Annotated in this window: 11 protein-coding genes and 3 tRNA genes; 2 read left to right on the top strand and 12 right to left on the bottom strand. The window is 63.6% G+C overall.

Features of this window, described 5'->3' with window-relative positions; translation table 11 throughout:
* Window positions 1-25: 25 nt before the first annotated feature.
* The 11 genes from ACW7G6_RS00600 to uvrB all read right to left on the bottom strand — a co-directional run bounded on the left by ACW7G6_RS00600 (window position 26) and on the right by uvrB (window position 10,300).
* A tRNA-Pro gene (locus ACW7G6_RS00600) sits at window positions 26-102 on the bottom strand.
* A gap of 73 nt (window positions 103-175) precedes the next feature.
* Window positions 176-532 (bottom strand): MerR family transcriptional regulator, encoded by a 357-nt coding sequence (locus ACW7G6_RS00595; RefSeq protein WP_456962930.1) that lies wholly within the window; start codon window positions 530-532, stop codon window positions 176-178.
* Window positions 525-827: an integration host factor subunit alpha gene (locus tag ACW7G6_RS00590; protein WP_456961050.1), complete on the bottom strand. Its 303-nt coding sequence runs from the start codon at window positions 825-827 to the stop codon at window positions 525-527. Before ACW7G6_RS00590 ends, ACW7G6_RS00595 begins: the two co-directional genes overlap by 8 nt.
* A 74-nt stretch (window positions 828-901) precedes the next feature.
* The gene (gene pheT / locus ACW7G6_RS00585) at window positions 902-3,292 is read right to left on the bottom strand and encodes a phenylalanine--tRNA ligase subunit beta (protein ID WP_456997341.1); all 2,391 of its coding nucleotides are present in this window, start codon (window positions 3,290-3,292) and stop codon (window positions 902-904) included.
* Window positions 3,293-3,314: 22 nt separating this feature from the next.
* The gene (gene pheS, locus ACW7G6_RS00580; protein ID WP_456997340.1) at window positions 3,315-4,352 is read right to left on the bottom strand and encodes a phenylalanine--tRNA ligase subunit alpha; all 1,038 of its coding nucleotides are present in this window, start codon (window positions 4,350-4,352) and stop codon (window positions 3,315-3,317) included.
* A 115-nt stretch (window positions 4,353-4,467) separates the two neighbouring features.
* Window positions 4,468-4,827, bottom strand: a complete 360-nt coding sequence (gene rplT, locus ACW7G6_RS00575) for a 50S ribosomal protein L20 (protein ID WP_456961047.1) — start codon at window positions 4,825-4,827, stop codon at window positions 4,468-4,470.
* 13 nt (window positions 4,828-4,840) lie between these two features.
* Window positions 4,841-5,038: a 50S ribosomal protein L35 gene (gene rpmI / locus ACW7G6_RS00570; protein ID WP_456961046.1), complete on the bottom strand. Its 198-nt coding sequence runs from the start codon at window positions 5,036-5,038 to the stop codon at window positions 4,841-4,843.
* 194 nt (window positions 5,039-5,232) lie between these two features.
* The gene (gene infC, locus ACW7G6_RS00565; protein ID WP_456997701.1) at window positions 5,233-5,754 is read right to left on the bottom strand and encodes a translation initiation factor IF-3; all 522 of its coding nucleotides are present in this window, start codon (window positions 5,752-5,754) and stop codon (window positions 5,233-5,235) included.
* A gap of 80 nt (window positions 5,755-5,834) precedes the next feature.
* Complete coding sequence (thrS, locus tag ACW7G6_RS00560; RefSeq protein ID WP_456997339.1) at window positions 5,835-7,736, bottom strand: threonine--tRNA ligase; 1,902 nt, start codon at window positions 7,734-7,736, stop codon at window positions 5,835-5,837.
* A gap of 301 nt (window positions 7,737-8,037) precedes the next feature.
* Window positions 8,038-8,112, bottom strand: a tRNA-Val gene (locus ACW7G6_RS00555).
* Between the two features lie 82 nt (window positions 8,113-8,194).
* A complete protein-coding gene (gene uvrB, locus ACW7G6_RS00550; RefSeq protein ID WP_456997338.1) occupies window positions 8,195-10,300 on the bottom strand; it encodes an excinuclease ABC subunit UvrB in 2,106 nt (701 codons plus the stop codon).
* Between the two features lie 153 nt (window positions 10,301-10,453).
* On the opposite strand from uvrB, the gene ACW7G6_RS00545 reads away from it, so the two are divergent.
* Together ACW7G6_RS00545 and ACW7G6_RS00540 are read left to right on the top strand one after the other, a co-directional pair.
* A complete protein-coding gene (locus ACW7G6_RS00545; RefSeq protein WP_456997337.1) occupies window positions 10,454-10,984 on the top strand; it encodes a GspH/FimT family pseudopilin in 531 nt (176 codons plus the stop codon).
* An 85-nt stretch (window positions 10,985-11,069) separates the two neighbouring features.
* Window positions 11,070-11,146, top strand: a tRNA-Asn gene (locus tag ACW7G6_RS00540).
* Window positions 11,147-11,442: 296 nt separating this feature from the next.
* Here ACW7G6_RS00540 and ACW7G6_RS00535 read toward each other — a convergent pair.
* Entirely contained in the window at window positions 11,443-11,862 is a 420-nt protein-coding gene (locus tag ACW7G6_RS00535) for a type IV pilin protein (protein ID WP_456997336.1), read from the bottom strand.
* Window positions 11,863-11,866 lie beyond the last annotated feature (4 nt).

Genomic DNA, 11,866 nt, shown 5'->3' with positions numbered 1-11,866 from the left:
CGGGCGTCGCTGGAATCAAACGAATTGGTCGGGGCGGCCGGATTTGAACCGACGACCACTTGTCCCCCAGACAAGTGCGCTACCAGGCTGCGCTACGCCCCGAAGTCTTGCGGTCCGCCGTGGGGCGGGCGGTGAGTATAGCCGATTACCGTGGAATCCGAACCACTATCGTGGCTTATCGCCGCAGCAACTGCAGCACTTCTTCCAACTCCATACGCACCTGGCGGACGATCTGCGAACTCAGCGCCGACTCGTCCTTGGCGTCGTCGCCCTCCAGCCGCAACCGCGCCCCGCCGATGGTGTAGCCCTGCTCGTACAGCAAGCCGCGGATCTGGCGGACCATCAGCACTTCATGGCGTTGGTAGTAACGACGGTTGCCACGACGCTTGACTGGCTTGAGCGACGGGAACTCGGTTTCCCAATAACGCAGTACATGGGGCTTCACGTCGCACAACTCGCTGACTTCACCGATGGTGAAGTAGCGTTTGGCCGGAATCGGCGGAAGCTCGCGGTTGCTGCCCGGATCAAGCACGTGCGGCCCCTGCGTACGATTCGACACGTTCCTTCAGCTTCTGGCCTGGCCGGAATGTGACCACGGTCCGGGCCGAGATCGGGATCTCCTCACCGGTCTTCGGGTTGCGGCCCGGCCGCTGGCTCTTGCGCCGCAAGTCGAAGTTGCCAAATCCCGACAACTTGACCTGCCGCCCGGACTGCAAGGCTTCGCGCAGGGAGTCGAAGAACGCATCGACGAACTCCTTGGCCTCGCGCTTGTTGAGACCGACCTCGTCAAACAGTCGTTCGGCCATTTCAGCCTTGGTCAACGCCATGATCCATTTCCTTCCGATAGCCTATCGCCGCACGATTGCCGCTTTGCACCATCGCGGCCAACTTGCCGCGACCATCAACTGCGTAGCGTGGCGCCGTGCTCCGACTGCAACGCCGCAGTGACCGCAGTAACCACCGCATCCACGTCGGGATCAGTCAGCGTGCGGGATTCTTCCTGCAAAATCAAGCCCATAGCGAGACTCTTGCACCCTGATTCAACACCCTTGCCCTGGTACTGATCAAACAACACCAGCTCACGCAGCACGGGACCCGCAGCGCCACGGACGCTGGCGGAAACCATCGCCCAGGAAACATCATCGGGCACCACGAAGGCCAGGTCACGGCGCACCGACGGGTACCTGGACAAGGCCGCTGCACGTGGCAGCGCGCGCGCGGTCAGCGGCGCCAGGTCGAGCTCGAACGCCACCACGTCGCGATCGATTTCCATCGCCTGTTGCAGGCGCGGATGCAGTTGGCCGATCCAACCCAGTGCGATCGCGCCGCCCTTGTCGTCAATGCGGAAGACGTCGGCGCAGCGGCCCGGGTGTGCCCAGCCCGGCTGCGACGCCCGGTACTCCAAGCGGGCCCCCGACAACGCGGCCAGACTCTCCAGGTCGCCCTTCAGGTCGTGAAAACCCACCTCGCGCTCGGCCACGGCCCATTGCTCGATGGAGACATTACCGCAGACCGCGCCCGCCACTCGCAGGCGCTGATGCGGCGCTTGTCCGTTGACCGCGGCGAATACGTTACCCAGCTCGAACAGGCGCACACGGGACTGCTGGCGTGCGACATTGCGGCCCAGCGCGGCGACCAGTCCTGGCAGCAACGACGTGCGCATCACCGCGAGCTCGGCGCTGAGCGGATTGGCCAGCGACACCGCGCCATCGCCCAAACCCCAGGACTGCAACAGCCCGGCGTCGACGAAGGCGTAGTTGATGGCCTCCAGGTAATCGCGCCCAACCAGTTGCCGACGGATGCTGCCCTCGTCCACCGTCGCCTCGCTGGGCGCGGCCAGCCGCGAGGCGCCGGACGGCAGGGTCGTGGGGATCGAGTCGTAGCCGTGGATCCGTGCTACTTCCTCGATCAGGTCTTCTTCGATCGCGATGTCGAACCGCCGACCCGGTGCGGTGATCTGCCAGCCCTCGTCGCTTACCTCGACGGCCAGGCCCAACGCTTTCAGGATCTGCTCGACCTTGGCATCGGGCACGTCCAGGCCCAACACGCGGGCAAGCCGGGCGCGACGCAGATTGATCGGCTGTGGTTGTGGCAGGTGTTCCGGCAACGCTTCTTCCACCACCGGACCGGGCATGCCACCGGCAGCATCAAGGATCAACCGGGTTGCATACTCGATCGCCGCGCGCGGCAGCTCCGGATCCACGCCGCGCTCGTAACGGTGCGCGGCATCGGTGTGCAGTCCGATTTTGCGACTACGGCCGATGATCGCGCTGGGGGCGAAATGGGCGGACTCGAGGAATACGTTGCGGCTGGCGTCGGTGACCCGCGTATCGAAACCACCCATCACACCGGCCAGCGCAACCGGCTTGTCGGCGTCGGTAATGGCCAGGAACTGCTCATCGAGCTGGACCGTCCTGCCATCCAGCAACTTCAGGCTTTCCCCGGCTTGCGCCCAGCGCACACCGATCGGCCCGGCCAGCAGGTCCAGGTCGAAGGCATGCATTGGCTGGCCCAGTTCCAGCATCACGTACTGGGTCACGTCGACCAGCAGCGACACCGGGCGCACGCCACTGCGGCGCAAGCGCTCGGCAATCCAGAGCGGGGTCGGGACGGTGCCATCGATGCCTTCGATCACCCGGCCGCAGTAACGCGGTGCCGCGGCGCCGGCACTGAGCTGGATCGCAAGCTTCGTCTCGACGGTAGCGGGCACCGGTTGGATATCGAATGCGGCAACCTCCCCGTCCAGTGCCGCGGCAACGTCAAACGCGATCCCGCGCACACTGAAGCAATCCGCCCGGTTCGGAGTCAGCTTGATCTCGATACTGGCGTCGGGCAGGCCGAGCAACCCGGTCATCGGTGACCCTGTCACGGCATCGGCCGGCAGTTCCAGCAGGCCGGACGCATCGCCATCGGTCCCCAGCTCCTTGGCCGAGCACAACATGCCAAATGACTCCACCCCACGCAGCTTGGCCGGCTCGATCTTCATCCCGTCCGGCAACACGGCACCCACCTTGGCCAGCGGTGCCTTGAGGCCAGCGCGCGCGTTGGGCGCGCCACAAACGATCTGCACGATCTCGCCATTGCCGACGTCGACCTGACAGACCTGCAAACGGTCCGCCTGCGGGTGCTTGTCGGCGCTGAGTATCTGCGCGACCACCACGTCATCGAGCGATTGCCCCAGCTCGGTGACCTCTTCGACCTCCAGGCCAATCGCTGTCAGGGTTGCGACCAGCTCATCGTGGCTGGCTTCGGTCGGTACGTGCTGGCGCAGCCAGTTTTCGGAGAATTTCATCGCTGTCCACTACGCGGGATGGTCATGCGAACTGCCTCAGGAAGCGCACGTCGTTGTCGAAGAAGCTGCGCAGATCGTCAACGCCGTATCGCAGCATGGCGAGACGCTCCACGCCCATCCCGAACGCGAACCCGGTGTACTTCTCCGGGTCGATACCGACATTGCGCAGCACACTTGGATGGACCATCCCGCAACCGAGCACTTCCAGCCAGCGGGTGCTGCCGTCGGGCTGCTGCCAAGCGATGTCGACCTCGGCGGACGGCTCGGTGAATGGAAAGTAGCTGGGCCGGAAGCGCATCTCGAAATCGCGCTCGAAAAACGCACGCACGAACTCGGCCAGGGTGCCCTTGAGGTCGGCGAAACTGGCAACCTCGTCGATCAACAGCCCTTCGACCTGATGGAACATCGGGGTATGGGTCTGGTCACTGTCACTGCGGTAGACCTTCCCGGCGGCGATCATCCGCAACGGTGGCGTGCCGCCCTTGGCAAGCAGGTCCATCATGTAGCGCACCTGCACGCCCGAGGTATGGGTGCGCAGCAGGTGCCTGTTGCCGCCGGCCTCAGCGGCATCGTCCCCGGACATGTAAAAGGTGTCGTGCATGGCCCGCGCCGGATGGTGCGGCGGGAAGTTCAGCGCCTCGAAGTTGTGCCAGTCGTCCTCGATCTCCGGACCGTCGGACAACTCGAAACCGAGGCGCCCGAAGATGTCCGTCATGCGCTCCAGGGTGCGGCTGACCGGGTGCAGCCCACCACAGGCGGCATCGATACCAGGCAGGGTAACGTCCAGCGTTTCCGCCGCCAGGCGTGCATCCAGCACTGCGGCGGCCAGCGTCACCTTGCGCGCCGCCAGCTCGGTGGACAGCACATCGCGCGCCTTGTTGATCTTCTCGCCGGCCGCCTTGCGCTGGTCGCCTGGCAGGCTGCCCAGTTGCTTGAGCTGGGCAGTGATGCTGCCGGATTTGCCGAGCAAGGCCACCCGCAATGCCTCGATCAGCTCGGGCGAATCGGCGGCGGCAATATCGGCCAGTGCCTGTTCGGTCAATTGTTCGATGCCGCTCATCTGCAATCCCCAGAACCAAACATGGGGAAGGACTTGCGCCCTTCCCCATGCGTGTATTGCGTTGTCGGCTCACTGCGTCGCGGGATCAACTCCCGCACGCGAGCGACGCGACACCTTACGCTGCGAGTGCGCCCTTGGCTTTCTCGGTCAGCGCGGCAAAGCCTGCCGCGTCGTGCACGGCGATATCTGCCAGCACCTTGCGGTCAAGGGTAATGCCGGCCTTCAGCAGGCCATTCATGAAGCGGCTGTAGCTGATGCCATTGGCGCGGGATGCCGCATTGATGCGGGCGATCCACAGCGAGCGGAAATTGCGCTTCTTCTGCTTGCGGCCGATGTAGGCGTACTGCAGGGCCTTCGTGACCGCCTGATAGGCGACGCGATAGACCTTGCGGCGGGCGTGATAGTAGCCCTTGGCCTGCTTCAGGATTTTCTTGTGACGCCTACGCGCCTGTACACCACGTTTGACTCGTGCCATTTCTCAGTCCTCCTCAGGCGTACGGCAGCATGCGGGCAATACGGCCGGCATCTTCGGCGCGAACGTGGTTCGCCTGCCTCAGGTTGCGCTTCCGCTTGGTCGTCTTTTTGGTGAGGATGTGGCTACGGTTGGCGTGGCCGCACTTGAACTTGCCGGAAGCGATCTTGCGAAAACGCTTGGCCGCTCCACGGTGAGTCTTCATCTTGGGCATTGCGAATGTCCTTTCGGGTTTCTGTAACTGACCTGGGCGGTGGCATGGCCACACTTTCCGTCCTGCCCGTGCCGGCTTGTAAGCTATTGATCCGCAAGCGAATCAACAACAGGTCCTGACAACAACTGCAAACAACACCGGTTCACCCGGCCGACCATTATGCCGGCTGGGTTTCATGGTTGCAATGCGTGATGCTACTTCTTCTTGGGCGCGATCATCATCACCATCTGCCGGCCTTCCAGGCGCGGACGCGATTCAACGACAACGTCCTCGCCAAGGTCCAGCTCGATCCGGGCCGCCATCTGGCGACCCAGTTCCTGATGGCGCATTTCGCGGCCACGGAAGCGGATGTTGACCTTGATCTTGTCGCCCTCTTCCAGGAACCGGCGCATGTTGCGCAGCTTGATCTGGTAGTCACCTTCATCGGTGACCGGGCGGAACTTGATTTCCTTGATCTCGACCTGTTTCTGCTTCTTCTTGGCGGCGTTGGCCTTCTTCTGAAGGTCGAAGATGAACTTGCCGAAATCCATGATGCGGCAGACCGGCGGATCGCCGTGGGGCTGGATCTCGACCAGGTCGAGGCCCTCTTCCTGCGCAAGCTCGAGTGCTTCGTCGCGCGAAAGCACGCCGACCATCTCGCCATCGCTGCCAATCACACGCACCTTGGGTACGCGGATCTCCTGATTCTTGCGGTTCCGCTTGTCGGGGGTACTGATGTTGCAATCTCCGGTATGGGTCGAGCCAGCCGCGCGTGCATCTGTGCACGTGCGAATGGGCCATTATGAACTACGTTGCCTCAGCGGATGTCTTCACTGCGTAAACGCTGGGCGAATTCGGCGACGGTCATCGACCCCAGATCCTCCCCTCCGCATGCGCGCACCGCGACCTGGCCATTTTCCTTCTCGCGGTCACCGACCACCAGCAGGTATGGCACGCGCTGCAGCGTGTGCTCGCGGATCTTATAGCCGATCTTTTCGTTGCGCAAATCGCTGGCCACCCGGAACCCTTGATCCGCAAGGGCTTTGAGCGCTTCAGCGACGTAATCGGCTTGGGCATCGGTGATGTTCATCACCACCGCCTGCACCGGCGCCAACCAGGCCGGGAAACGGCCCTCGTGGTGCTCGATCAGGATACCGATGAAGCGCTCCATCGAGCCAACGATCGCACGGTGCAGCATGACCGGGTGTTGGCGCTGGCTGGACTCGTCGATGTACTCGGCGCCCAGTCGGGCCGGCATCATGAAGTCAACCTGCATGGTGCCCAGTTGCCAGGTCCGGCCGATCGCGTCGCGCAGGTGATACTCGATCTTTGGGCCGTAGAAGGCGCCCTCGCCGGGCAGCTCCTCCCACTCCACACCGGCCGCGCGCAAAGCGCTGCGCAAGGCATCCTCGGCCTTGTCCCAGGTCGCGTCGTCGCCCATCCGCGGCTCGGGACGCAGCGCCAACTTGACCTGCACGTCGCGGAAGCCGAAGTCCGCATAGACCGCCATCGCCTGGGCGTGGAAGGCGGTGACCTCGGACTCGATCTGGGCCTCGGTGCAGAAGACGTGGCCGTCATCCTGGGTGAAACCGCGCACGCGCAGGATGCCGTGCAACGCACCCGACGGCTCGTTGCGGTGGCAGGCGCCAAACTCGCCGTAGCGGATCGGCAGGTCGCGATAACTGTGCAGGCCGTGATTGAACACCTGCACATGGCCGGGGCAATTCATCGGTTTCAGCGCGTAGGTGCGCTTCTCCGACTCGGTGAAGAACATGTTCTCCTGGTAGTTGTCCCAGTGGCCGGATTTCTTCCACAGCTCCACGTCCAGGATCTGCGGGCAACGCACCTCGGCGTAACCGCTTTGGCGATAGACGCCGCGCATGTACTGCTCCACCACCTGCCAGATCGACCAGCCCTTGGGATGCCAGAAGACCAGGCCGGGCGCCTCTTCCTGCAGGTGGAACAGGTCCTGCTGCTTGGCGATCTTGCGGTGGTCGCGCTTCTCGGCCTCTTCCAATTGCAGCAGCCAGGCCTTCAGGTCCTTGTCGTTGAGCCAACTGGTCCCGTAGATGCGGCTGAGCATCTGGTTGTTGTGGTCGCCGCGCCAATACGCACCGGCGACCTTCATCAGCTTGAATGCGCGCAGCTTGTCGGTACTCGGCACGTGCGGGCCACGGCACAGGTCGGTGAACTCGCCCTGGCTGTAGAGCGAGAGATCCTCGTCCGCCGGGATCGACTCGATGATCTCGGCCTTGTAGTGCTCGCCGATGCCGTTGAAAAACGCGACCGCCTCGTCGCGCGACTTGACGCTGCGACTGACCGGCTGCGCCTCCTTCACGATCTTGAGCATCTCCGCCTCGATCGCCGGCAGGTCCTCGGGGGTAAACGGGCGCTCGTAGGCGAAGTCGTAATAGAAGCCGTTGTCGATCACCGGACCGATGGTGACCTGCGCGCCCGGGAACAGTCGCTGCACGGCCTGAGCCAACAGGTGGGCCGTCGAGTGGCGCAGCACTTCCAGCGCATCGGGGTGCTTGTCGGTGACGATCTCGAGCGATGCGTCGCGGTCGATCTGGAAGCTGGTGTCGACCAGCTCGCCATCGACCTTGCCGGCCAGCGCGGCCTTGGCCAGACCGGGGCCGATGGAAGCGGCGACATCGGCGACGGAAACCGGGCTGTCGAATTCACGGCGCGAGCCGTCAGGAAGCGTGACTGCAATCATGGGTATCTGTGGGGCTCTTGCAAGAAGGACGGCCGAAAAGCTCGGCACAAATAAAAAAGACGCCCCGAAGGCGCCTGCGCGGTGCGGAAGCTTCGGGCGGAATCAACAATGTGCGCTGGTAGTGCTCATGTCACACGCTCGGCCGGCGCGTTGGCGCGGGCCACCCTCGAAACGGAGCCGGCTGGATAGCCGACCGCTATTGCAATAGTTGGGGACAAGCCGCCGCAAGTCAACGGCAGGACGGCGGGCGATAAAAAAACGGCCAGAGCCTGAGGCGCTGACCGTTCTTAAACCACTAATGTGGTGGGCGGTGAGGGTTTCGAACCCCCGACCCCTACCATGTCAAGGTAATGCTCTACCACTGAGCTAACCGCCCGTTCGTCAACTTGCGTGAAGTCGACGAGAGGGCGCGCAGTTTAGCCCGGTGCGGAGGTGACGGCAATAGGGTCGTGAGGATCTCACGCCCCAAACCCCTGCTCCTTCATCAGTCGCAGGCGATCGCGCACTGCGCCTGCCTGCTCGAACTCCAGGTCGCGGGCGTGCTGGTACATCTGTTGCTCCAGCTTCTTGATGCTTGCCGCCAGCTGGCCGGGGCTGAGCGCCGCGTATTCCGCCATCTCCTCGGCCACCTGGCGCGCCTTGTTTCGGCCCTTGAGCGCGTCCGGATCGACCCGGGCGCCTTCCATGATGTCCATCACCGCCCGGTTGATCGAGGTCGGGGTGATGCCGTGCTCGGTGTTGTACTCGACCTGCTTGGCGCGGCGGCGGTCGGTCTCGTCAATTGCCTTCTGCATCGACTTGGTCATCTTGTCCGCGTACAGGATCGCCTTGCCGCGCACGTTGCGGGCGGCGCGGCCGATGGTCTGGATCAATGAGCCGGCCGAGCGCAGGAAGCCCTCCTTGTCCGCATCCAGGATTGCCACCAGAGACACCTCCGGCATGTCCAGGCCCTCGCGCAGCAGGTTGATGCCGACCAGCACGTCGAACTTGCCCAGCCGCAGGTCGCGGATGATCTCCACCCGCTCCACCGTGTCGATATCCGAGTGCAGGTAGCGCACCCGCACGCCGTGCTCGGCGAGGTATTCGGTGAGGTTCTCGGACATGCGCTTGGTCAGGGTCGTGATCAACACCCGGTCACCCATCGCCACGCGCTTGGTGATCTCGCCCATGACGTCGTCGACCTGGGTCGCGACCGGTCGGATCTCGACCTGCGGATCGATCAGACCGGTCGGTCGCACAACCAGTTCGACCACCTGCCCTTCGGACTTCTCCAGCTCGTAATCGCGCGGCGTGGCCGAGACGAAGATCGAGCGCGGCGAGCGCCCTTCCCACTCCTCGAACTTCAGCGGACGGTTGTCCAGCGCGGACGGCAGCCGGAAACCGAACTCGACCAGCGTCTCCTTGCGTGATCGGTCGCCCTTGTACATCGCGCCGATCTGCGGAACGGTCACGTGCGACTCGTCGAGCACCAGCAGCGCGTCCGGCGGCAGGTAGTCGAACAGGCACGGTGGCGGCTCGCCGGGCATGTGGCCGGTCAGGTGGCGCGAGTAGTTCTCCACACCGTTGCAGAAACCGACCTCGGCCAGCATCTCCAGGTCGAACTGGGTGCGCTGTGCGAGCCGCTGCGCCTCGACCAGCTTGTTCTGCGCATACAGGTGCTCCAGCCGGACCTTCAGCTCCTCCTTGATCGCCTTGACCGCGTCCAGCACGCTGCGGCGCGTGGTCACGTAGTGCGACTTCGGGTAGATCGTATAGCGCGGCAGCTTGCGCAAGGTCTCGCCGGTCAGCGGATCGAACGCCGTGACCGCCTCGATCTCGCCGTCAAACAGCTCGATCCGTACCGCCTCCATCTCCGATTCCGCCGGGTGCACGTCGATCACCTCGCCGCGCACCCGGTAGGTGCCGCGGCGCAGTTCGGTGTCGTTGCGCACGTACTGCATCTCGGTCAGGCGGCGGATCAGTTCGCGCTGGTCGATGCGCTCGCCCCGCACCATGTGCAGCACCATCCGGAAATACTCGTTCGGATCGCCCAGCCCGTAGATCGCCGACACCGTGCACACGATGATCGCGTCACGCCGCTCCAGCAGCGCCTTGGTCGCCGACAGCCGCATCTGCTCGATGTGCTCGTTGACCGAGCTGTCCTTCTCGATGAACGTGTCCGACGAGGCCACGTAGGCCTCGGGCTGGTAGTAGTCGTAGTAGCTGACGAAGTACTCGACAGCGTTGTTGGGAAAGAACGACTTGAACTCGCCGTACAACTGCGCCGCCAGGGTCTTGTTGGGCGCCATCACCAGGGTCGGCTTCTGCACCTGCTGGATCACGTTGGCGATGGTGTAGGTCTTGCCCGAGCCGGTCACACCGAGCAGCGTCTGGTGCGCCAGGCCGGCCTCGAAGCCCTCGACCAGCTTGGCGATCGCCTGCGGCTGGTCGCCCGCCGGGGAGTACGGCGAGACCAGCTCGAAGGTGCCTTCGCGCTGGCGCGAACCCGGGAACCTGTCGCCGGGCTGTGGCGCTTTCCGGCCGGATTGCGTCGGGGGTGTCGCCATGTGGGTTTCGTCGTTCATCGTGTCGAAGCGTCTGGCCGCCAAACCCCAAGTGTAGGACCCCACCTTGATGGGGGCAGGTGCGGCACTTCCCTACCCCGGCGCGGGCAGGTGGCCGATAACCGTTCAGTCCGGCGCGCGCGACCCTGCAGGCTGTCCGAATGGAGTCGGCCGATGAAGTCCGTGGCGAAAGGATTCACATTGCTTGAGTTGATGGTGACACTGGTGCTGCTGGCGGTGGCCTTGGGGGTCGGTCTTCCCGCTTTGGCCTCCGTTATCGAACGCACGCGAGTCGCCAGTACCTATCACCTGCTCACCGCATCGCTGATGGCCGCCCGAACTGCCGCGGTCACCCGGTCGGAGCCCGTCACCGTCTGTCCCAGCAGCAATGGGATGCGGTGCCGGGGCGATCAGGTCTGGGAGGATGGCTGGATCATCTTTGTCGACTCGGGTCGTACCGGACAACCGAGCGGCGCAGCCTCAATCTTGCGCCAGATTGACGCTATCAACGGCAATCTTTCCCTACGCACCACCAGCGGACGCCAACGCGTGCGCTACCTCCCCAGCGGCCGCGCCTACGGCAGCAACGCCAGCCTGCGACTGTGCGGGCATGACGATGAGCGATTGATCGGCGAAGTGGTAGTCAACAATGCCGGCCGCGCACGTACTCAACGCGCCACCGGATACGAGCCTTGCCCCTACTAATCGCCCGCGGACCGACTACGATTGCCACTCTGTAGCGTCAAGAGCCCTTGACCCCGGCCACGTACCGCTTACAATGCCCATCCCCGCCCGAATAGCTCAGCTGGTTAGAGCACTTGACTGTTAATCAGGGGGTCGCTGGTTCGAGTCCAGCTTCGGGCGCCAGATATCCAAAGGGTCGCGAGAAATCGCGTCCCTTTCGTTTGCCGAGGCTTCTGCCACCTGCGCAGAAATACGCCAAACAGGCGGACGCGAAGAAACAGTCGCACTTCCGGTGAAAGCGGCCTGATATCACACCGCAATTCGTGCTAGCCACCATCGGTGTTCACGGACAGGGACAGCATCAGATAACAATCGCTGCCCTGCGCGCTGATCGCACCGCACTGAATCAACGCATGGCTGCGTCATTCCCTTCCGCGCGCTATTCCGCGCGGCATGTGGCCGCGTTGTTCAGCAGCTGGCTACCAACAATCGGCTAACGCGCCTTTGCTATTAGTTTTCACGCCGGCCTGATTCAGACTCAGATCGCCGCAGCGATCCTCCACCTGATTCCCTTGGGCCTCAGCCTCAATGGTGAATGTAGACGCGGCCGCGTCAGGGCTGAGCGCCAGCGCATAATGCGCGGTCGCCCCTTGCTCCCGAGGGGATTGAGCGAAAGGCAAGTCGAACCCCACATATGTGTTGTTGACCGTATGGAATCGCTCGGCCAGCTGCGCGTACTCGACCAAATCCGCCTTGACCTGCCCTCGACGGGACTTTCTCACCTGATCCTGATAGGCAGGATAAGCAATGGCGCTGAGGATGGCTATTACGGCAACCACGATCATCAGCTCAATCAGAGTGAATCCACCGGCGGGCCTCCGGCCAAAAATGTTCTGCATGTAA

This window comes from Lysobacter sp. A421 (genome assembly GCF_054052145.1).
This window is presented reverse-complemented; position numbering and strand designations above follow the sequence as displayed.